The sequence below is a fragment of the Acidovorax sp. LjRoot74 genome (assembly GCF_964254355.1).
Classification (GTDB): Bacteria; Pseudomonadota; Gammaproteobacteria; order Burkholderiales; family Burkholderiaceae_C; genus Acidovorax.
Genome location: NZ_CAXUTI020000001.1, coordinates 805,683 through 825,042, shown reverse-complemented (window position 1 = coordinate 825,042; position 19,360 = coordinate 805,683). Strand labels below are relative to the sequence as shown.

The window sequence follows — 19,360 nt, the reverse complement described above, 5'->3', positions numbered from 1 at the left end:
GCGGGGCGCCCCTCTGCTTTTCGCTTCTTACTTGCGCTGCAAAAAGTCCACGGCCAGCGCGGCCAAGCTGCGTGCGCCGGTGGGCAGCTGGTCTTCGTCGATGTCGAACAGCGCAGAGTGGTTGGGCGGGGCCTTGGCAAACTCCTTGCCCTTGGGCGGCGCGCCCAGGAAGTAGAAGAAGCCCGGCACAACCTTCTGGAACTCCGAGAAGTCCTCCGACCCTGCGACCTTGGGGATCACCATGGTCTTGCCGCCCATGGCCAGGTTCAGCGCGGGCAGCGAGGCCTGCGTGAGTTGCGCGGGGTTGGTGGTCACGGGGTAGGCCACAGGGCCAAAACGCACGCTGGCCTTGGCGCCGCTGGCGGCGGCGATCGACTCGGCCGTGGTAGTGATGCGCTTGAGCGCTTCCTGGCGCATGTCTTCGTCGAAGGTGCGCAGCGTGCCCATCATTTCCACCTTGTCGGGGATGATGTTGTAGCGCGTGCCACCCTGGATCTGGCCGATGGTGACCACGGCCGGTTCCTGGCTGATGTTGAGCTGGCGGCTCACCACGGTCTGCAGGCCCATCACCACCTGGCTGGCGGCTACGATGGGGTCGATGGTGGCCCAGGGCGACGAGCCATGGCCGCCGCGCCCTTCCACATGGATGGTGATGTTGTCCGACCCGGCCATCAGCGGGCCGCTGCGGTAGCCCACCACGCCACCAGGCAGGTTGGAGGTGATGTGCAGCCCGTAGATGGCCTGCACGTCCTTGAGCGCACCGGCTTCGATCATGGCCTTGGCGCCGAAGCTGGGCACCTTGCCGTTGGCATCGGGCTCCACCGGCGCGCCCTCTTCTGCGGGCTGGAAGATGAACTTCACGGTGCCGGGCAGCTGGGCCTTCATGCCCGCCAGCACCTCGGCCGCGCCCATCAGCATCGCGGTGTGGGCATCGTGGCCGCAGGCGTGCATCACGGGCACTTCCTTGCCCAGGTAGTTGGCCTTGGCCTTGCTGGCAAACGGCAGGCCGGTGTTCTCCAGCACGGGCAGCGCGTCCATGTCGGCGCGCAAGGCCACCACCTTGCCGGGCAGCCCCCCCTTGAGTGTGCCCACCACGCCGGTGCCGCCCACGCCGGTCTGCACTTCCATGCCGAGCTTCTTCAGGTGCTCCGCCACCAGCTTGGCGGTGCGCACTTCCTGGCCCGAGAGTTCGGGGTGGGAATGGATGTCGCGGCGCCAGTTGACCATCTTGGGCGCCACGGCCGTCACGGCGGCGTCAATGGCCTGCAGGCCGGAGGCATCCAGCGCCTGGGCCTGGGCCGACGAGACAAAAGTCAGCCCGCTGGCGACGAGGCTGGCGGCAAGCGCAATGGCAGAAAGGGGTTTGTGCATGGGCAGATCCGTAGGGAGTAAAAAAGCCTCAAGGGCCTGGGTGGGGGAAGCGAAATGCACGTTCATGCTAAAAGCCGCCTGTGCCTTCATGACAAGCGAAAATGGCCATCCACAGAGCCAATATCGCCATGCCACCGTCCCTTTTGTCCTTGCCCTCGGCCAGCTCGAAGCCCCCAGTGTTCCGCGTGGACATCCCGCTGCTGCCCGAGTCGGCCGTGGGCAGTGCCTTGCAGTTCATCGACCTGCTGCGCGGCGCCAACCTGCTGGCCAGCCAGCGCCAAGGCGCGCAGGCACCGCGCCTGGCCTGGCGCCTGCTGGATGCCGAGGGCCTGCCCCTGGCGCCGCTGCCCGGCCCCCTGGCGGCCTACACCACACCCGATGAGCAGGCCACGGGCCCCGCGCCCGCCCATGCCCTGCTCATCCCCTCGTTCCACGCACCCGACATCCCGGGCATCCGTGCTGTGGCAGCCCGCCACCAGGCGCTGTCGCGCCAGCTGGGCATCGCGCTCGACGCAGGCCAGAAACTGCTCACCGTGGGCAACGGCGCCTGGCTGGCTGCACAAAGCGGGCGGCTGAACGGGCGCCAGGCCTGCCTGCCCTGGTTCTACGTCGCGGGGTTTGAGCGGGACTTCCCGGGCATCGGCCACAGCCTGGGCCAGGACCTGTCGGAAGACGGCCCCTGGCTGAGCTGCGCGCTGCCCAGCAGCGTGAACCTGCTGGTCATGGCCCTGGCACGCCATGCGCTGGGGCCAGAGCTGGGGATCGCCTGCGAAACCGTGATGGCCCCGGATCACCAGCGCGCCCGCGCGGCGCTGCAGGCCAACGCGCAGCAGCACATCCCCGCCACGCGCGACAGCGCACTGGCCCGTGCCATCGCCTGGATGGAGGCCCACCTCGACGAGCCCTACTCACTGGCCCGGCTGGCCGAGGCCGCATCGGTGAGCAGGCGCACCTTGCTGCGGCACTTTCAGCAGGAGCTGTCACAGTCGCCCCTGGACCACCTGCACAGCCTGCGCTGCGCACGCGCCCGGGTGATGCTGGAAGTAACGCTGGAGAGCGTGCCCAGCATTGCCGTGGCCTGCGGCTATGCGGACCCGGCGGCATTCAGGCGCATTTTTGTGCGCTACATGGGCATGGCGCCCGCCGAGTACCGCAAGCGCCATGCGCTGCGCGCGCCGCGCAGGCGTTGGCGGGTGGAGGTGAAGTAGCGGAACGCCCCTGCGCCCAGCTCAGCGCAGCGCGTTGCCGGCGGGCAGGCGGAACGCCTCCACCAGCTCGGCCAGCTGCTGCGCCTGCACGCGCAAGCCCTGCGCGGCGGCAGAGGATTCCTCCACCAGCGCCGCGTTCTGCTGCGTCATCTGGTCGAGCTGCGACACCGCCTCGCCCACCTGGCTCAGGCCCGTGGTCTGCTCACGGGCAGCGGTGCTGATCTCACCAATGATGGTGGCCACCTGCTGCACGGACTGAACAATCTCGCCCATGGTGCCGCCTGCAGCGTGGACCAGCTGCGTGCCCTCATCCACCTGCCGCACGCTGTCGCTGATGAGCCCGCCGATCTCCTTGGCCGCCGTGGCCGAGCGCTGGGCCAGGTTGCGCACCTCGCTGGCCACCACCGCAAAGCCCCGCCCCTGCTCACCGGCCCGGGCGGCTTCCACGGCGGCATTCAGCGCGAGGATGTTGGTCTGGAACGCAATGCCATCGATCACGCTGGTGATGTCGGCAATGCGGCGCGATGACAAGGCAATGCCATCCATGGTGCCCACCACGCGGTCCACCGCCTCGCGGCCCCGCTGGGCCACGTCGCTCGCGCCCGTGGCCAGGTTGCTGGCCTGCGTGGCGGCGTCGGCGCTGTGGCGCACGGTGGCCAGCAGCTCCTCCATGCTGGCGGCGATTTCTTCGAGGTTGGAGGCCGTGTGTTCGGTGCGGGCCGACAGGTCGCTGTTGCCTGCTGCGATCTCGCTGCTGGCCCCGGCCACCGAGGTGCTGGCCTGGCGCATACCCACCACCAGCCCCGCCAGACGGGCCTGCATGCCCCCCAGGCGCGACAGCAGCGCCTGCAGCTCGTCGCGGTTGCCTGCACTCTGTGCGGGGATGGCGGAGGTGAGGTCACCGTCGGCAATGCGGTCCGTCACCTCGGACGCCTGGGCGAGCGGCTGCAGGATGGAACGCGACAGCCACCATGCGCAGGCCAGGCTCAGCAGCAGCCCCACCACCGAGCCTGCCACCAGCAGGGTGATGCCCTGGCGCGCACTGCTGGCGGCGGCATCGCGGGCCTGGGCCACGCGCTGGCGCTGGAATTCAGCCAGCTTGTTCACCGCCGCCGCATAGGCATCGGCCGCCGGGCGCAACTGGTTGGCAATGGCGTCTGCAGGCAGGGCCTCGCCCGCCTTGCGGCGCTTCACCAGGTCGTCACGCACCGTACGAAAGCCGTTGCCCGCCTTGTCGATGGCGTCGAACAGTGCCTGTGATTCGGGGTCTGCGGCCAACTCATCCAGGCGCTTGCGCACCTCGGACGAACGGGCGGAGGTGGTTTTGCGGTCCGCATCGATGCGCGCGGCGTAGGCAGGGTTGTTGTCGATCTCCAGCAGCGTCTCGGCGCGCGCGGAGCTGAGCACGACGATGGCGTGCAGCTCGCGCGCCAGCAGCGCACGTTCGGAGGACGCGCCGCCCAAGTCGTCCGCAATGTCCTGCAGCCCCGCCAGCCGCCAGATGCCCACGGCCGCCGACAGGGACATGACGAGGCAGACCACACCAAAGGCCAGGGCCAGGCGGACGGCAACACGTGCGTGGGAGATGGACATGGGGAGGCTCTCGTGAGGGTGAAGGGGACCACATGGCGCCGCCGTTTCGGGTGGCAGCCGTTGCGGAGGTATCGACAAAAAGTTACAAGTCCTTGAGCCGCCCTACAACAGGCGGCTCCCTACCGGAGCGGCAAAGCAACAGCCTCAATGCGCAAACAAAAAGACCGCCACAGTGCGAGACTATGGCGGCCCTCCGGGCCCAACAGGCATTGCACCCGAGGCTGGTTATTGCTGCTGTGCGTTCTGCAGCGCAGCAATGCGCTCTTCAATGGGCGGGTGGGTGCTGAACAGCTTGCCAATGCCACCGGCAATGCCCATGGCGGCCACGCTCTTGGGCAGCTCGCCGGGGTGCATGCCGCCCAGGCGGGCCAGGGCGTTGATCATGGGCTGGCGGCGGCCCATCAGCTGGGCGGCGCCTGCATCGGCGCGGAACTCGCGCTGGCGGCTGAACCAGGCCACGACCATGGCAGCGGCAAAGCCCAGCACGATGTCGAGCACGATGGTGGTCACGTAGTAGCCGATGCCGGGGCCCGAGCTGTTCTCGTCGTTCTTGCGCAGGAAGCTGTCCACCGCGTAGCCGATGACGCGCGACAGGAACACCACGAAGGTGTTCATCACGCCCTGGATCAGCGTCATGGTCACCATGTCGCCGTTGGCGATGTGGGCCACCTCGTGGCCGATCACGGCCTCGACCTCGTCGCGGGTCATGCCCTGCAGCAGACCGGTGGACACGGCCACCAGCGCCGAGTTCTTGAACGCGCCCGTGGCAAACGCATTGGGGTCGCCTTCAAAGATGCCGACTTCGGGCATGCCGATCTTGGCTTGGTCGGCGAACTTGCGCACGGTCTCGACGATCCAGCGCTCGTCAGGCGAGCCGGAGCCGTCGATCACGCGCACGCCCGAGGTCCACTTGGCCATGGGCTTGCTGATGAGCAACGAGATGATCGCGCCGCCAAAACCCATGATGAGCGCGAAGCCCAACAGCGCGCCCAGGTTCAGGCCGTTGGCCGTGAGGTAGCGGTTGACGCCCAGCAGGCTGGCCACCACCCCCAGCACGACAACGACGGCCAGGTTGGTCATCACAAACAAAAGGATCCGCTTCATGGAATGGTTTCTCCGTGGGGTAAACAACAACGAGTGTTTGCTGGCTCAGATGGGGGCCGGGGGCCGCGCTTCAAGCGCCGCTGTCCTTGGTGGCAACGGCACCCGCCCCATGGCCGCGATTGCATCGCGCTATGGTAGGTGCAAACCCCGGCCAGGGCCTTATCACACAAGGCTTGGCGGGAATTACGGCACAGGCGCTGCCCGCAAGGGCCGGAACACCTGGGCGTCGGCATAAAAGCCCGGCGCCTCGTTGGCGGGCCACCAGCCGGGCACGCCCAGCACCGGCAGCGGCGTGAAGGGCTTGGCAGCCCAGGTCAGCGGCTGGATCTCCTGCGCCAGCCAGGCGTCCATATTCGCTATCGATTCAATAGCTAATGGGACTTGATAGACGTGCGCAACCATGGGTTTTCGAGGCACAACCAGCTTTTCGAGCAGCGCATGGCCCACCAGCACCAGCCGGGCCTCGGCCCACCGCGGGCGCAGGTCGATGAACAGACGCTGCCAGTCCCGCGCCCGGAGCGCATCCCACAGGGCATCCGGCGCCTGCAGCAGTGCGCCGTTTTCGTCGAACACCGTGAGGGCATCACGCAGCGGGCCGCGCACAGCCTGTACACCATCGGCGGCAATCGCCTGGGCCTGCAGCTGGTTCAGGCGGCGCTTGGTGTGCGGCAGGTGTTGCCACACCAGGCCGTTGAAGAAGTCGTGCAGGTTGTCGCGGGTGGGCACGCTGCGGGTGTCCCAGATGTGCTGCTCGTAGGCGGTGCCTTCGGGCAGGTCGGACTGGGGCACAAAAGCTACCGGTGCACCCGGTGGCGCTGCCGTCTGTAACGCCCGGTGCACTGTCGGATCGTGCTGAAGCTGCTGCGCCAGGGGCTGGCCCAGGCCGCGCCACGGCGCTAGCCAGGGGGCGCTCCAGTCAATGGCGGCGAAGGTTTCGCTTACACCAGCCGCCACGGCAGGGCTTCACCGGCGCGCAGGGGCTTGAGTTCGGCTTCGCCAAACGCAAAGCTGTCGGGCGGTGTCCACGACTCGCGGCGCAGGGTGACGGTGCCAGTGTTGCGCGGCAGGCTGTAAAAGTCCGGGCCGTGGAAGCTGGCAAAGCCTTCGAGCTGGTCGAGCGCACCCGCGTTGTCGAACGCCTCAGCGTACATCTCGATGGCGGCGTGGGCGGTGTAGCAACCTGCGCAGCCGCTGGCGTGCTCCTTGAGGTGCGCGGGGTGCGGTGCGCTGTCGGTGCCCAGAAAGAACTTGCTGCTGCCGCTGGTGGCGGCCTGCACCAGGGCCACGCGGTGGGTTTCGCGCTTGAGCACCGGCAGGCAGTAGTAGTGCGGGCGCACGCCACCCACAAAGATGGCGTTGCGGTTGTAGAGCAGGTGGTGCGCGGTGATGGTGGCGGCGGTGAAGCGGTCGGCCTGCATCACGTAGTCGGCCGCGTCCTTGGTGGTGATGTGCTCGAAGACGATCTTCAGCTCGGGGAAGTCGCGGCGCAGCGGGATGAGTTGCTGCTCGATGAACACCGCCTCACGGTCGAACAGGTCGATGTCGCTGCTGGTCACCTCGCCGTGCACCAAGAGCAGCATGCCCACCTTCTGCATGGCTTCCAGCGTTTTATAGGTCTTGCGCAGGTCGGTCACGCCTGCGTCGCTGTTGGTGGTGGCGCCTGCGGGGTAGAGCTTGCAGGCCACCACGCCGGCGGCCTTGGCGCGGGCGATTTCTTCGGGCGGCAGGTTGTCGGTGAGGTACAACGTCATCAGCGGCTCAAAGCTCACGCCCGCGGGCACGGCGGCCAGGATGCGCTGCTTGTAGGCCAGGGCCTGCTCGGCCGTGGTCACGGGCGGGCGCAGGTTGGGCATGATGATCGCGCGGCCGAACTGGGCGGCGGTGTGCGGCACCACCGTGTGCAGCGGCGCCCCGTCGCGCACGTGCAGGTGCCAGTCGTCGGGGCGGGTGATGGTGAGGGTGGTGGGCGCGGTGGGGGTGTGGAGTGCGGCTGTCATGGGCGACATTGTCCCATTGGCATGATTACTATCATTTTTATAGCTATCAGCGCTTATCCATTGCGCGGAGGCAGCCAAAAACACTCATATCCCAGCGGCCCACACCTTATTCGGCGGTGATGCCGGCCTTGCGCACCACCTCGCCAAACTTCACCAGGCGCTCGGACATCATCTTCTCGAAGGCGGCGGGGGTCATCTCTTCCGGGGCGATCACGCCGCGTTCCTTGAGGTTGGCCAGCATCGCGGGCGAGGTGGCGACCTCGCGCACCGCCTTGTACAGGGTCTGCACCACCGCATCGGGCGTGCCGCCCGGCGCAGCCAGGCCGATCCACGAGGTGAGGTTGAGCTGGGGGTAGCCCACTTCGGCCAGGGTCGGCACGTCGGGCAGCTGCGGCAGGCGCTGGTCGTTGGCCAGGGCCAGCGCACGCACCTTGCCCGCCTGGATGTGCGGCAGCATGATGACCAGGTTGTCGAGGATGAACTGCACCTCATTGCCCAGCACCGCCGTGATCAGCGGCGTGCCGCCCCGGTAGGGGATGTGGGTGGTGAAGGCACCGGTGGCGGCCTTGAGCATTTCCACGTTCAGCTGACCCATGCTGCCCACGCCGCCGCTGCCGTAGTTGAGCTTGCCGGGGTTCTTCTTGGCGTAGTCGATGAACTCCTTGAAGGTCTTGAACGGCAGGCTGCTGTGCACTACCAGCGCATTGGGCAGGCGGCCCAGGATGGCGATGTTTTCAAAGTCCTTCACCGGGTCGTAGCCGACCTTGGGCTGCGTGAGCGGGTTGGCCAAGTGGCTGCTTTGCGACGACACGACCAGCGTGTAGCCGTCGGCCTTGGCACGCGCCACATACTGCGCGCCCACCGAGCCGCCCGCGCCCGCGCGGTTTTCCACCACGATGGGCACGCCCAGCACCTTGGACAGCGGCTCGGAATACTGGCGCGCCATGATGTCCACCGACCCACCGGGCGGGAACGGCACCACCAGCGTGATGGGACGCGAGGGGAACTTGTCCTGCGCCAGCGCAGGCAGCGCTGCAAGACCGGCCAGGCCGAGGCCTAGGCCGGTAGACAGGAGGTGGCGGCGGGAAGGGATGTGGTTCATGGCAGTCTTCAAAAACGCAAAAAGCAAAAAAGGGGAATAAAAGCTGGAATCAGGGATGGCCCAGCACCGCCAGCGCCACGGCCTGGGCGCGCGGCACAAAGGTGGCCAGTTCGCAGTACTCGCGCTCGGTGTGGGGGTGGCCGCCCACGGGGCCCGTGGCACACAGCGTGGGCACGCCCACCGAGGCGGTGAGGCCACTGTCTGCCGCGCCGCCGGTGAACTCGCCCTGCACCTCAAAGCCGAGCGAACGGGCGCCCTGCTGGTACAGAGCCAGCAGGTAGTCTGGCGTGGGCTTCATCGGCAGCGTGCGGCGGTGCAAGGTGATGCGGCCCTGGGTGCGAGGCACGGATTCTTCCTCGACGATGGAACGCACGCGCTCCAGCAGGTCGTCGGGGTTGGTGTCGGCGGTGAAGCGCAGGTCCACCTCGGCCTTGGCATGCGGGGCGACCATGTTGGGCACAATGCCGCCCTGCACCACACCCACGTTGCAGGTCACGCCCGTGGCCAGGTCGGTGAGCGCGTGCAGCGCCAGCGTCTTGCGTGCCAGGGCCTCGATGGCGCTGGCGCCTGCCGCGTGGTTGATGCCCGCATGCGCGGCCACGCCCTGCACTTCGAACTCCACCACCATCGAGCCCTTGCGGCTGGTGACCACGTTGCCGCTCACGCGGCCGGGCTCGGCATTGAGCACGGCCCGGGCGCCGCGCACCCGGGCCATGATGAGGTCGCGCGTGGCGGGCGAGCCGATCTCTTCGTCGCACGAGAAGAACAGGTGCAGGGGCGCCTTCAGCCCGCCGCAGCGGGCAAAGGCCTCGGCCACAAACACGTTGAGCACCAGGCCCGACTTCATGTCGGCCACGCCGGGGCCGTAGGCACGGCCGTCTTCCACACGGAAGGGGCGGCGCGCCACGGTGCCTGCGGGATAGACGGTGTCCATGTGGCCCATGAGGATCAGGGGCGCGCCCTCCCCGCCTGCCCCGGCCGCGTTGACCTGTGCGTGCAGCAGCACACCGTAGCCGGGCACGGGCTCGAACTGCACGGGCACGCCCGCAGCCAGCAGGCGCTCGGCCAGTGCATGGGCCACAGCGGTCACGCCCGCCTCATCGCGGCTGCCGCTGTCGATGTTGACCACTTTCTGCAATAGCTCTTGCATGGCCTGCCCCTGGCCCGCCAGCCAGGCCAGTGCCGGCGCGGATGGGGCAGATGGCGCCTGGGATGCTGTGTTTTCAAGCGTTTCGAGCATGGTTGTCCTTGGGTCGGACCCCGGGTCGGGGCAAAATTTGGGCCGCAGTGTTGCATGCGTTTCGGCTGTTTGCAATACATTTTTCATAAATGAGACATAAATGAAATCATCATTGCAAACATCCACCGCACTGCTGACCGAGCGCCTGGCCCGCCAGGGCGGCGAACTCACGGCCAGCGAACGCGCCCTGGCCGAGGCCCTGGGGCGGGACTACCCCCACGCGCTGCTGGAGTCGGCCACCGCCCTGGCAGCGCGCACCGGCACCAGCGCATCGACCGTGGTGCGGCTGTTTGCCAAGCTCGGTTACGCGAGTTATGCCGAGGCGCAGCGCGAGGCCCGGGGCGAGGTCACGGCCCTGCTGCAAACCGCCGGGCAGCGTGCGCCCGTCACCATCGGCACCGAGCGCAGCCTGCAGCAATGCGTGGACGACGCCCTGCTGCACGACCAGCACAACATCACCGCCACGCGCGACGGGCTGGACATGGCGGCGTTCGAGGCCATCGTGGCGCGCATCGCGCAGAACAGCGGGCGTGTGTTTGTGCTGGCGCAGATCAATAGCGCCCCCGTGGCCGCCTGGCTGGCGCTGCACCTGAACATGTGCCGCCCCGGCGTACACGAACTGGGCGCGGGCGCCGTGGCCGCCACCGACCAGCTGCTCTGGATCCAGCCCGAGGACACGCTGCTGGTCTTCAGCATCCGGCGCTATGCCAGCGGGCCTGTGAAAGTAGCGCAGCGGTTTCGCGACGCGGGGGCCCAGGTGCTGGCCATTGTGGACAGCACCGCCGCGCCGCTGGCGGCCCTGGCCCACCACCGCGTGCAGGTGCGCATCTCCAACGCCTCGCCCTTTGACTCGTACACCGCCGCGTTCTTCGTGTGCAACGCCCTGGTGTCGGCCGTGGCCCAGCTGCGGCACGAAGCCGTGTCCGAAGCCCTGCAGCGGCGCGACGACCTGTGGAAGGACGTGGAAGCCCAGCTCATCGTGGAAGGCAACCCGCCAGCGGGGCGGCGGGGAGGCAAGCGCTGACCGGCGTGATCCTGGCTACTGGCCCGCGCAAGGTTTTCAGGCGTTACGACGCCCATGAAAAAAGCGCTCCGAAGAGCGCTTTTTTTGCTTCCAATCCCGAGACCTGACGGTCCGGGGCGACGCTGCATCAGTGCTGCAGGATCTTGTTGAGGAAGTCTTTTGTGCGCGGCTGGCGTGCCTCGGGGTTGTTGAAGAACTCGTCCTTCGAGCAGTCTTCCAGGATCTTGCCGCCCACGTCCATGAAGATCACGCGGTTGCTCACCTTGCGCGCAAAGCCCATTTCGTGGGTCACGCACATCATGGTCATGCCTTCGTTGGCCAGGCCCACCATCACGTCCAGCACTTCGCCGACCATTTCGGGGTCGAGCGCGGACGTGGGTTCGTCAAACAGCATCACGATGGGGTCCATCGACAGGGCGCGCGCAATGGCCACGCGCTGCTGCTGGCCGCCCGAGAGCTGGCCGGGGAACTTGTCCTTGTGGGCGATCAGGCCCACGCGCTCCAGCATCTTCAGGCCGCGCTTCTTGGCGTCGTCCGCACTGCGGCCCAGCACCTTGATCTGCGCGATGGTCAGGTTGTCCGTCACCGACAGGTGGGGGAACAGCTCGAAGTGCTGGAACACCATACCCACGCGGCTGCGCAGCTTGGGCAGGTTGGTGCTGGGGTCATGCAGCTTCACGCCATCGACCGTGATCTCGCCCTTCTGGAAGGGTTCGAGCGCGTTGATGGTCTTGATGAGCGTGGACTTGCCCGAGCCCGAGGGGCCGCAGACCACCACCACTTCGCCCTTGTTGATGGTGGCCGAGCACTCGTTGAGCACCTGCACGGGGCCATACCACTTGGATACGTTTTTGAGTTCGATCATTGTTTATTCCTCAATCTCTCGGATCACCGGATGATGGCGATCTTCTGGTGCAGGCGCTTGACCGCCCAGGACAGCGCATAGCACATCACAAAATACAGCACGGCGGCAGCCAGGTACGCCTCGATGGGGCGGCCGAAGTTCTTGCCCGCCACTTCAAAGCCCTTGAGCATGTCGTAGGCACCGATGGCATACACGAGCGACGTATCCTGGAACAGGATGATGGTCTGCGTGAGCAGCACCGGCAGCATGTTGCGGAACGCCTGGGGGAGCACCACCAGCTTCATGTTCTGGCCATACGTCATGCCCAGCGCCTGCCCGGCATACACCTGGCCACGCGGGATGGACTGGATGCCGGCGCGCATGATTTCGCTGAAGTACGCCGCTTCAAAGGCGATGAAGGTGATGACTGCCGACACTTCCGCGCCGATGGGGCGGCCGATGATGGCGGGCACCAGCAGGAAGAACCACAGGATCACCATCACCAGCGGAATGGAGCGCATGCCGTTGACGTAGATGGTGGCGGGCACATCGAGCCACTTCTTGCCCGACAGGCGCATCAGCGCCAGCAGGGTGCCAAAAAACACGCCGCCGATGGTGGCGATCACCGTGAGCATCAGGCTGAAGTACAGCCCCTTGAGCACGAAGTTGGAGATCAGGTCCCAGTTGTAGAAGGAAAAGTCGAGATTCATATCAATGCCCCCCTCCAGCAGCACCTGCGACCACCATGCCCGGGATGCGCACGCGTTTTTCGATGAACGCCATGATCCGGTTGATGGCAAAGGCCGAGATGATGTAGAGCGTGGTCACGGCCAGGTACACCTCGATGCCGCGCGAGGTTTCTTCCTGCGCCTGCATGGCGAACATGGTGAGTTCGGCCACCGACACGGCAAACGCCACGGACGAGTTCTTGAAGATGTTCATCGTCTCGCTGGTCAGCGGCGGGATGATGATGCGGAACGCCATGGGCAGCAGCACGTAGCGGTAGGTCTGGAAGGTGGTGAACCCCACAGCCATGCCCGCGTAACGCTGGCCGCGCGGCAGGGCCTGGATGCCCGAGCGCACCTGCTCGGCGATACGCGCCGAGGTGAAGAAGCCCAGGGCCAGCACCACGAGGGCAAAGCCGGGAACCCCCTTGAGCACCGGGAACAGGCTGGGGAGAACGTGGTACCAGAGGAAAATCTGGACCAGAAGCGGAATGTTGCGGAACAGCTCGACCCAGGCGTTGCCCAGCCGAACAATCATGGGCCGGTCCTGCAGCGTGCGCAGCGTGCCGATGAAAGAGCCCAACACAAGCGCCAGCACCAGGGCCAGCAACGAAACGGACACCGTCCAGCCCCAGGCCGACAGCATCCAGTCCAGGTAAGTGATGTCGCCGCCCTTGCCAAAGCAGCTCTGCACAACTTCCCGGTCCATGGTGTCCTGGCAGAACACCTGCCAATCCCAACTCATAGGAGCACCCCTTTAATTCTTGGTATTGCGCCGGGCACGGCGCGCAGGCAGCGTGCCCAACAAAAAAGCCCCTTCAAACCGGCTGGCCGAAGGGGCACGCGCGTCAAGAAGATTACTTCTTGGCGTAGTCTTCCATGGGCTTGTCGTTCGGGTTGGCCCAAGCTTCCTTGGTCGCATCCGACATCGGCAGGCCGATCTTCACGTTGGTGGGTGGCACGGGCTGCATGAACCACTTGTCGTACAGCTTGGCCAGCGAACCATCCTTGATCTGGCGCTTGATGGAATCATCCACGGCCTTCTTGAACGCAGGGTCGTCCTTGCGCAGCATGCAGGCGATGGGCTCCACGTTCAGCACTTCGCCGACGATCTTGTAGTCGGCAGGTGCCTTGGACTTGGAGATGTTGGCGGCCAGGATGGAGCCGTCCATCACGAACGCTTCGGCACGGCCGGTTTCCAGCATCAGGAAGCTGTCGGCGTGGTCCTTGCCCATGACTTCCTTGAAGTCAATGCCGCCAGCACGTTCGTGCTTGCGCAGCGTCTGCACCGAGGTGGTGCCCGTGGTGGTGGCCACAGTCTTGCCGTTCAGGTCCTTGATGGAGGTGATGCCCGAGTTGGCCTTGACGACCATGCGGACTTCTTCCACATAGGTGGTCACGGCAAAGGCCACGTCCTTCTGGCGGGCGGCGCTGTTGGTGGTGGAGCCACACTCCAGGTCCACGGTGCCGTTGGTCACCAGGGGAATACGGTTCTGCGAGGTCACAGGCTGGTACTTGATGTCCAGCTTGGCCAGGCCCAGTTGCTTCTGAACGTCGTGCAGGACGATTTCACCCATTTCTGTGTGAAAGCCCACGTACTTGCCGTTGCCCAGCGTGTAGGAAAGACCCGAAGACTCGCGCACACCCAGCGTCACGCTGCCCGAGGCCTTGATCTTGGCCAGGGTGTCGGTGGCTTGAGCGAACGCGCTGCCTGCGGCCAGGGCGGTCACAGCAATCGCGAGCAAATGTTTCTTCATAGGGATCTCCTTGTGTTGAAAACAGAAAAAAGGGGGAAATTCTAGAGACTGGCCGCAACCCGCCCGGGCTGCAAGCCCAAACGTCTAGAAATGGGGGAGGACTTACCCGAGGATACTCGTCAGAAGGGGACCTGATCGGTAGGGTATTTCCAGAAGTCGCGCAACAGATAACTGACCGGAAGGTTCAGCACCGTGTTATTCGGAGGGATGGGTTTGTTGAACCACTTATCATAGATGGGGTAGATGTCGCGGCTGGTGATCAGGCGGCGCATCTCTTCGTCTACCAGTTTTTTGAACTCGGGGTCGTTCTTGGGCAGCATGATGGCCAGCGGCTCGGTGGTCATGAAGCGGCCCACCACCTTGAGCGCCTTGGGGTTGGGCCGGCCAGCCGCCAGGCCATACAGCAGTACGTCGTCCATCACGAAGGCATCGGCCTCGCCCTTTTCGACCATATCTACGGCCTTGGCATGGTCTGGGGCTTCCACGATGGTGATGCCCATCAGGCGCTCGCGGTTGGCCTGGTCGGCCGCCTTGAGCGGTGTGGTGCCTTTGGTGGACACCAGCTTCTTGCCGTTGAGGTCTTCCACCTTGTCGATGGCACTGGCGGACTTCACGAGCAGCCGGGCACCGGTGATGAAATGGGGGATGGTGAACGCCACTTGTTGACGCCGCTCGGCGTTGTTGGTGGTGGAGCCACATTCCATGTCGGCCTTGCCCTGCTCGATCATGGTGATGCGGTTGGCGGGCGTGACAGCCACAAACTCCACCTCCATGTCCTTCTTGCCGGTCTTCTTGCGCACCACATCGGCCAGGCGCAGGCACAGGTCCACGGCATAACCTACGGGCTTGCCCGACTGGGAATCCACATACGAGAACGGCACCGACGACTCGCGGTGGGCAATCACCAACTTGCCGCCAGCGCTCACACGTTCCAGCACCGTTGCCGCCTGCACAGACGCCGCCAGCAGGCAGCCCAGGGCGACCAGGCCCTTAGCGAATCTCCAGTGCTGAACTTTCATACGACGTCCCGGTAAAAGAAAGGAATCGGGTTTGCAATGTTCGTGCCATCGCGGCAGTTGCAGGCATGTGTTGTTGCCACCGACCCAGCGATGGCGCGAACTGTACGTGTCGTTACTATGAAACTCCAATGCCGTTTGCGGGCGCAACTATGCAAAGTGTTTATATCCGTATTTACCCTTAGCATGACCCGGCCTGGGCCTGGAGGTAGGTCCACAGCGCCTGGGCCGTGCCTTTGGGGGCCTCCTTGCCCGCTGGTTTCTCGCGGTAGGCCCGCACGTCCATGGTCATCTGCAGGCCTTCTGCCTCCGAGGGCGCCGCGCTGACCAGGCGGCGCGAGCGCAGCTCCTTCTTCACGGCGCTGTGCGGCAAGAAGGCCACGCCATGGCCTTCCAGCGCCATGGCCTTGAGGCCTTCGGCCATGTCGGTCTCATACACACGCTCCAGGTGGATGGGCGTTTGCGACTGCTTGAGGATGAGTTCAGTCACCCGCCCCAGATAGGCGCCGGGTGCGTAGCCCAGATAGGGCAGCGGCTGGCCCGCGCGGCCCGGCAGGCGGTGCACGGGCTGGCCCTCGGCGTCGGCCTTGCTGTAGGGCGACAGCACCTCCTGCCCCAGGCTGACCATTTCATAACGGTCGGCATCAAGCTGGAAGGGCTGAGAAGGGTGGTGGTAGGCAATCAGCAGGTCGCAGCCGCCCTCTACCAGGCGCATCACGGCGTCGTGCACGTTCAGGGCGATCAGGCGGCTCTTGAACGGGCCGAACTTGTCGGCCAGGCTGGACACCCAGGCGGGGAAGAAGGTGAATGCCAGCGTGTGCGGCACGGCGAACTCGATCATGTCCTTGCCCGCGCTGGTGTGCGCGCGCAGCATGGCGCGGGTGTTCTGCAGCGCCTGCAGCATTTCCAGGGCCTGGTCGTAGAGGGTTTTGCCAGCGGGCGTGAGGCGGGTGGGGTAGGAGCTGCGGTCCACCAAGTCGGTACCGGCCCAGGCCTCCAGCGCCTGGATCCGCCGCGAGAACGCTGGCTGGGTCACATGCCGCAGCTGCGCTGACCGGCTGAAGCTGCGGGTTTCCGCAAGACTGACGAAATCTTCAAGCCACTTGGTTTCCATCGGCGCATTATCCGCGCGCAGGCTGCGCCTTGCTGGCGCCCGGCATGAGGGTTTCTACAGATCACGGGTGGAGCGATCCAGTGTGGTTGGGGCACCTGCGCGGGCCCCGGCCGCGCCCGGTGGCATCGCTTGCGGCACTGCACCAATGCTGTGCATGCATAGCAGGCAACGCATAATGCTCGGCGCGCTCACCCCGCCGCTCCATCGGTCAACGCCCAGGTGCACAACACCGCCGGGCCACAAGATCGGTATCCGCCCCTTGTGTTTTCTGACTCCCCGCGTCCATGTCCACCTCCACTCCCGATGGGCGGCCCGCTGCGCCCGACGCGCCAGCGGCTGCTGACGCCCCCCGCTCCCTGCGCCTGGAAGACTGGCTCATCGTCCTGACGATGGCCGCCCTGGCACTCATCACCTTCGTCAATGTGGTGGTGCGCTATTTCACCGATGCATCGTTTGCCTGGACCGAGGAGATCTCGGTGTTCCTGATGATCGTGCTGGCGCTGGTCGGCGGCTCGGCGGCAGTGGCGCGGCAGCTGCACATCCGCATCGAGTTCTATGCCGATGGTGGCTCCGAGCAACGCCGTCAGCGGCTCGCACAGTTCGGCGCGCTCATGGTCGCGCTGCTGTTTGGGCTGATCACGGTGCTGAGCGTGCGCGTGGTGTGGGACGACTACCGGTATGAAGAAACCTCCCCCGGCATCGGCGTGCCGCAGTGGTGGTACTCGGTGTGGCTGCCGGTGCTGTGTGCGCTGACGACGGCCCGGGCGCTGCAACTGTGGGCACGCCTGCGGCGCGCAGCGGCCACATCAGCCACAGCGGAGGCACGCACATGATCGCCACGCTGCTGTTTGTGGCCTTTCTGGGCATGATGTTTCTGGGCGTGCCGATTGGCGCCGCCCTGGGCCTGGCGGGCGCTGCCGCCATTGCGCTGGCCAATGCCGAGACCCCCTGGTTCGGCCTGCTGGCCGTGCCGCAGAACTTCTATGCCGGGCTCGGCAAATACCCGCTGCTGGCCATCCCCATGTTTGTGCTCGTGGGCTCGATCTTCGACCGCTCGGGTGTGGCGCTACGGCTGGTGAACTTTGCGGTCTCCATCGTCGGGCGCGGCCCGGGCATGCTGCCACTGGTGGCGATTGCGGTGGCCATGTTTCTGGGCGGCATCTCGGGCTCGGGCCCGGCCACCGCAGCTGCTGTGGGCGGGGTCATGATTGCGGCCATGGCGCGCGCGGGCTACCCCGCCGCCTACTCGGCCAGCGTGGTGGCGGGCGCGGCCGCCACCGACATCCTCATACCGCCGTCTGTGGCCTTCATCGTGTACTCGGTGTTGGTGCCCGGCGCCTCGGTGCCCGCGCTGTTTGCTGCCGGCATGTTCCCCGGGGTGCTGGCGGGCATTGCACTGATTGTCCCGGCCGTGTGGCTGGCGCGGCGCCACAAGATGGGCGGCGCCGAGGCCGACATGCCGCGCCCGCCGTTCTGGCGCAGCCTGCGCGAGGCCTCCTGGGGCCTGGCGGCGCCCGTGGTGATCCTGGGCGGCATGCGCGCGGGCTGGTTCACGCCCACCGAGGCCGCCGTGGTCGCCGTGTTCTACGGCCTGTTTGTGGGCATGGTGGTGCACCGCACGATCCGAGTGCGTGACCTGTTCGGCATCCTGCGCGAGGCGGGCGAACTCTCGGCCGTGATCCTGGTGGTGGTCTCGCTCGCGGGCATCTTTGCGTTCTCGCTGTCCACGCTGGGCGTGATCGACCCCATCACCCGCGCCATCGTGCAGTCGGGCCTGAGCGAGCAAGGCGTGCTGGGCGCGCTGATTGTGGTGCTGCTCGTCGCGGGCATGTTCCTCGATGGCATTTCCATCTTCCTGATCTTTGTGCCCCTGCTCATGCCCATCATGCAGCACTACCAGTGGGACGTGGTGTGGTTCGGCGTGGTGCTGACGCTCACCGTGGCGATTGGCCAGTTCACGCCCCCCATGGCCGTGAACCTCATGGTGTCCAGCAAGATCGCGGGCGTGCGGATGGAGCAGACCACCCGCTGGGTCGTGTGGCTGGTGCTGGCCATGACCGTGGCCATGCTGCTGGTCGTCGTGTTCCCGCAGATTGCACTGTGGCTGCCCCAGCGCCTGGGCTACTGATTGCCTTTTGCTTATTCACTCAACCCACCATCCATCCAACAAGGAGACAACCCATGAAACTGCGCACCTTCCTCACCTCGGCCGTGGCCGCTGCGGCCGCCCTGGCGTTCACCGCGCCCGCCGCCATCGCACAGACCACCTACAAGAGCGAATACCGCATGTCGCTGGTGCTGGGCACCGCCTTCCCCTGGGGTAAGGGCGGCGAGCTGTGGGCCAACAAGGTGCGCGAGCGCACCCAGGGCCGCATCAACATCAAGCTCTACCCCGGCGTGTCGCTGATCCAGGGCGACCAGACGCGCGAGTTCAGCGCGCTGCGCCAGGGCGTGATCGACATGGCCGTGGGCTCCACCATCAACTGGTCGCCCCAGGTCAAGCAGCTCAACCTGTTCTCGCTGCCCTTTTTGTTCCCCGACTACGCCGCCGTGGACGCGGTGACGCAGGGCGATGTGGGCAAGAGCATCTTCGCCACGCTGGACAAGGCGGGCGTGGTGCCCCTGGCCTGGGGCGAAAACGGCTACCGCGAAATCTCCAACTCCAAGAAGGCGATCAAAACCCCGGAAGACCTCAAGGGCCTGAAGATTCGCGTGGTGGGCTCGCCACTGTTCCTGGACACCTTCACCGCCCTGGGCGCCAACCCCACGCAGATGAGCTGGGCCGACGCACAGCCCGCGTTTGCCAGCGGCGCGGTGGACGGGCAGGAGAACCCCTTGTCCATCTTCACCGCCGCCAAGCTGCACAGCGTGGCGCAGAAGAACATCACGCTGTGGGGCTACGTGAACGACCCGCTGATCTTTGTGGTGAACAAGGAAATCTGGAACAGCTGGACGCCCGCCGACCGCGAGATCGTGAAGCAGGCGGCCATCGACGCAGGCAAGGAAGAAATCGCCATCGCCCGCAAGGGCGTGGTCGAGGCCGACAAGCCCCTGCTCAAGGACATCGCCGCCCTGGGCGTGACCGTGACCCAGCTCTCCCCCGCCGAGCGCGCCGCGTTTGTCAAGGCCACCCGCCCCGTGTACGACAAGTGGAAGGGCCAGATCGGCGCCGACCTGGTGAACATGGCCGAGAAGGCGATTGCGGCGCGCAAGCAGTAAAAGAAAGCAAACGCCCGCCCACCCCGCGCCATCAGCGACCTGACGG

The 19,360-nt window shown here is 66.0% G+C and carries 18 protein-coding genes; 5 read left to right on the top strand and 13 right to left on the bottom strand.

Translation table 11 applies throughout. From position 1 onward, the window contains the following. Positions 1-27 precede the first annotated feature (27 nt). A complete protein-coding gene (locus tag ACSQ3O_RS03850; RefSeq protein ID WP_436137918.1) occupies positions 28-1,371 on the bottom strand; it encodes an amidohydrolase in 1,344 nt (447 codons plus the stop codon). A gap of 128 nt (positions 1,372-1,499) precedes the next feature. Between ACSQ3O_RS03850 and ACSQ3O_RS03845 the strand changes: the two genes are divergently transcribed. Further along, the gene (locus ACSQ3O_RS03845) at positions 1,500-2,579 is read left to right on the top strand and encodes a GlxA family transcriptional regulator (protein ID WP_436137917.1); all 1,080 of its coding nucleotides are present in this window, start codon (positions 1,500-1,502) and stop codon (positions 2,577-2,579) included. Between the two features lie 21 nt (positions 2,580-2,600). Here ACSQ3O_RS03845 and ACSQ3O_RS03840 read toward each other — a convergent pair whose 3' ends face one another. From ACSQ3O_RS03840 to ACSQ3O_RS03815, 6 genes are all read right to left on the bottom strand, one after another. Beyond that, positions 2,601-4,172, bottom strand: a complete 1,572-nt coding sequence (locus tag ACSQ3O_RS03840) for a methyl-accepting chemotaxis protein (RefSeq protein WP_436137916.1) — start codon at positions 4,170-4,172, stop codon at positions 2,601-2,603. Positions 4,173-4,397: 225 nt separating this feature from the next. After that, a complete protein-coding gene (gene htpX / locus ACSQ3O_RS03835; protein ID WP_436137915.1) occupies positions 4,398-5,276 on the bottom strand; it encodes a protease HtpX in 879 nt (292 codons plus the stop codon). Between the two features lie 183 nt (positions 5,277-5,459). Beyond that, positions 5,460-6,230: a DUF3025 domain-containing protein gene (locus ACSQ3O_RS03830; RefSeq protein WP_436137914.1), complete on the bottom strand. Its 771-nt coding sequence runs from the start codon at positions 6,228-6,230 to the stop codon at positions 5,460-5,462. Continuing rightward, positions 6,215-7,282, bottom strand: a complete 1,068-nt coding sequence (gene pyrC, locus ACSQ3O_RS03825) for a dihydroorotase (RefSeq protein WP_436137913.1) — start codon at positions 7,280-7,282, stop codon at positions 6,215-6,217. The genes ACSQ3O_RS03830 and pyrC overlap by 16 nt, the downstream gene beginning before the upstream one ends. 97 nt (positions 7,283-7,379) lie before the next feature. Beyond that, the gene (locus tag ACSQ3O_RS03820) at positions 7,380-8,375 is read right to left on the bottom strand and encodes a Bug family tripartite tricarboxylate transporter substrate binding protein (RefSeq protein WP_436137912.1); all 996 of its coding nucleotides are present in this window, start codon (positions 8,373-8,375) and stop codon (positions 7,380-7,382) included. Positions 8,376-8,424: 49 nt separating this feature from the next. Further along, entirely contained in the window at positions 8,425-9,615 is a 1,191-nt protein-coding gene (locus ACSQ3O_RS03815) for a M20 family metallopeptidase (RefSeq protein WP_436137911.1), read from the bottom strand. A gap of 100 nt (positions 9,616-9,715) precedes the next feature. Between ACSQ3O_RS03815 and ACSQ3O_RS03810 the strand changes: the two genes are divergently transcribed. Continuing rightward, positions 9,716-10,639 carry a MurR/RpiR family transcriptional regulator gene (locus ACSQ3O_RS03810; RefSeq protein ID WP_436137910.1) on the top strand — a complete coding sequence of 308 codons (924 nt, stop codon included), beginning with the start codon at positions 9,716-9,718 and terminating at the stop codon, positions 10,637-10,639. Positions 10,640-10,766: 127 nt separating this feature from the next. Here ACSQ3O_RS03810 and ACSQ3O_RS03805 read toward each other — a convergent pair whose 3' ends face one another. The 6 genes from ACSQ3O_RS03805 to ACSQ3O_RS03780 form a co-directional block, all read right to left on the bottom strand. Next, complete coding sequence (locus ACSQ3O_RS03805; protein WP_124511420.1) at positions 10,767-11,504, bottom strand: amino acid ABC transporter ATP-binding protein; 738 nt, start codon at positions 11,502-11,504, stop codon at positions 10,767-10,769. 23 nt (positions 11,505-11,527) lie between these two features. Beyond that, positions 11,528-12,193 carry an amino acid ABC transporter permease gene (locus tag ACSQ3O_RS03800; protein ID WP_137746977.1) on the bottom strand — a complete coding sequence of 222 codons (666 nt, stop codon included), beginning with the start codon at positions 12,191-12,193 and terminating at the stop codon, positions 11,528-11,530. Between the two features lies 1 nt (position 12,194). Further along, positions 12,195-12,953: an amino acid ABC transporter permease gene (locus ACSQ3O_RS03795; protein ID WP_137746978.1), complete on the bottom strand. Its 759-nt coding sequence runs from the start codon at positions 12,951-12,953 to the stop codon at positions 12,195-12,197. Positions 12,954-13,065: 112 nt separating this feature from the next. Then, a complete protein-coding gene (locus ACSQ3O_RS03790; RefSeq protein ID WP_137746979.1) occupies positions 13,066-13,965 on the bottom strand; it encodes an amino acid ABC transporter substrate-binding protein in 900 nt (299 codons plus the stop codon). Positions 13,966-14,084: 119 nt separating this feature from the next. Beyond that, positions 14,085-14,984: an amino acid ABC transporter substrate-binding protein gene (locus ACSQ3O_RS03785; protein WP_298458338.1), complete on the bottom strand. Its 900-nt coding sequence runs from the start codon at positions 14,982-14,984 to the stop codon at positions 14,085-14,087. 178 nt (positions 14,985-15,162) lie between these two features. After that, positions 15,163-16,095, bottom strand: a complete 933-nt coding sequence (locus ACSQ3O_RS03780; protein WP_137746981.1) for a LysR family transcriptional regulator — start codon at positions 16,093-16,095, stop codon at positions 15,163-15,165. A 284-nt stretch (positions 16,096-16,379) separates the two neighbouring features. Between ACSQ3O_RS03780 and ACSQ3O_RS03775 the strand changes: the two genes are divergently transcribed. Genes ACSQ3O_RS03775 through ACSQ3O_RS03765 form a run of 3 tightly spaced genes read left to right on the top strand, consistent with a single transcriptional unit; the run spans position 16,380 to position 19,314 of the window. Next, positions 16,380-16,928: a TRAP transporter small permease gene (locus tag ACSQ3O_RS03775; RefSeq protein ID WP_137746982.1), complete on the top strand. Its 549-nt coding sequence runs from the start codon at positions 16,380-16,382 to the stop codon at positions 16,926-16,928. Further along, the gene (locus tag ACSQ3O_RS03770) at positions 16,925-18,223 is read left to right on the top strand and encodes a TRAP transporter large permease (protein ID WP_137746983.1); all 1,299 of its coding nucleotides are present in this window, start codon (positions 16,925-16,927) and stop codon (positions 18,221-18,223) included. The genes ACSQ3O_RS03775 and ACSQ3O_RS03770 overlap by 4 nt, the downstream gene beginning before the upstream one ends. A 53-nt stretch (positions 18,224-18,276) precedes the next feature. Further along, a complete protein-coding gene (locus ACSQ3O_RS03765) occupies positions 18,277-19,314 on the top strand; it encodes a DctP family TRAP transporter solute-binding subunit (RefSeq protein ID WP_137746984.1) in 1,038 nt (345 codons plus the stop codon). Positions 19,315-19,360 lie beyond the last annotated feature (46 nt).

What these genes read in the sequence shown, in the direction of transcription:
- ACSQ3O_RS03820 (WP_436137912.1), bottom strand. Translation starts at nt 8,375, where the DNA reads ATGAACCACATCCCTTCCCGCCGCCACCTCCTGTCTACCGGCCTAGGC.
- ACSQ3O_RS03790 (WP_137746979.1), bottom strand. Translation starts at nt 13,965, where the DNA reads ATGAAGAAACATTTGCTCGCGATTGCTGTGACCGCCCTGGCCGCAGGC.
- ACSQ3O_RS03765 (WP_137746984.1), top strand. Translation starts at nt 18,277, where the DNA reads ATGAAACTGCGCACCTTCCTCACCTCGGCCGTGGCCGCTGCGGCCGCC.
- ACSQ3O_RS03795 (WP_137746978.1), bottom strand. Translation starts at nt 12,953, where the DNA reads ATGAGTTGGGATTGGCAGGTGTTCTGCCAGGACACCATGGACCGGGAA.
- ACSQ3O_RS03805 (WP_124511420.1), bottom strand. Translation starts at nt 11,504, where the DNA reads ATGATCGAACTCAAAAACGTATCCAAGTGGTATGGCCCCGTGCAGGTG.
- ACSQ3O_RS03840 (WP_436137916.1), bottom strand. Translation starts at nt 4,172, where the DNA reads ATGTCCATCTCCCACGCACGTGTTGCCGTCCGCCTGGCCCTGGCCTTT.
- ACSQ3O_RS03785 (WP_298458338.1), bottom strand. Translation starts at nt 14,984, where the DNA reads ATGAAAGTTCAGCACTGGAGATTCGCTAAGGGCCTGGTCGCCCTGGGC.
- htpX (WP_436137915.1), bottom strand. Translation starts at nt 5,276, where the DNA reads ATGAAGCGGATCCTTTTGTTTGTGATGACCAACCTGGCCGTCGTTGTC.
- ACSQ3O_RS03810 (WP_436137910.1), top strand. Translation starts at nt 9,716, where the DNA reads ATGAAATCATCATTGCAAACATCCACCGCACTGCTGACCGAGCGCCTG.
- ACSQ3O_RS03775 (WP_137746982.1), top strand. Translation starts at nt 16,380, where the DNA reads ATGTCCACCTCCACTCCCGATGGGCGGCCCGCTGCGCCCGACGCGCCA.
- ACSQ3O_RS03780 (WP_137746981.1), bottom strand. Translation starts at nt 16,095, where the DNA reads ATGGAAACCAAGTGGCTTGAAGATTTCGTCAGTCTTGCGGAAACCCGC.
- ACSQ3O_RS03845 (WP_436137917.1), top strand. Translation starts at nt 1,500, where the DNA reads ATGCCACCGTCCCTTTTGTCCTTGCCCTCGGCCAGCTCGAAGCCCCCA.
- pyrC (WP_436137913.1), bottom strand. Translation starts at nt 7,282, where the DNA reads ATGTCGCCCATGACAGCCGCACTCCACACCCCCACCGCGCCCACCACC.
- ACSQ3O_RS03850 (WP_436137918.1), bottom strand. Translation starts at nt 1,371, where the DNA reads ATGCACAAACCCCTTTCTGCCATTGCGCTTGCCGCCAGCCTCGTCGCC.
- ACSQ3O_RS03800 (WP_137746977.1), bottom strand. Translation starts at nt 12,193, where the DNA reads ATGAATCTCGACTTTTCCTTCTACAACTGGGACCTGATCTCCAACTTC.
- ACSQ3O_RS03770 (WP_137746983.1), top strand. Translation starts at nt 16,925, where the DNA reads ATGATCGCCACGCTGCTGTTTGTGGCCTTTCTGGGCATGATGTTTCTG.
- ACSQ3O_RS03815 (WP_436137911.1), bottom strand. Translation starts at nt 9,615, where the DNA reads ATGCTCGAAACGCTTGAAAACACAGCATCCCAGGCGCCATCTGCCCCA.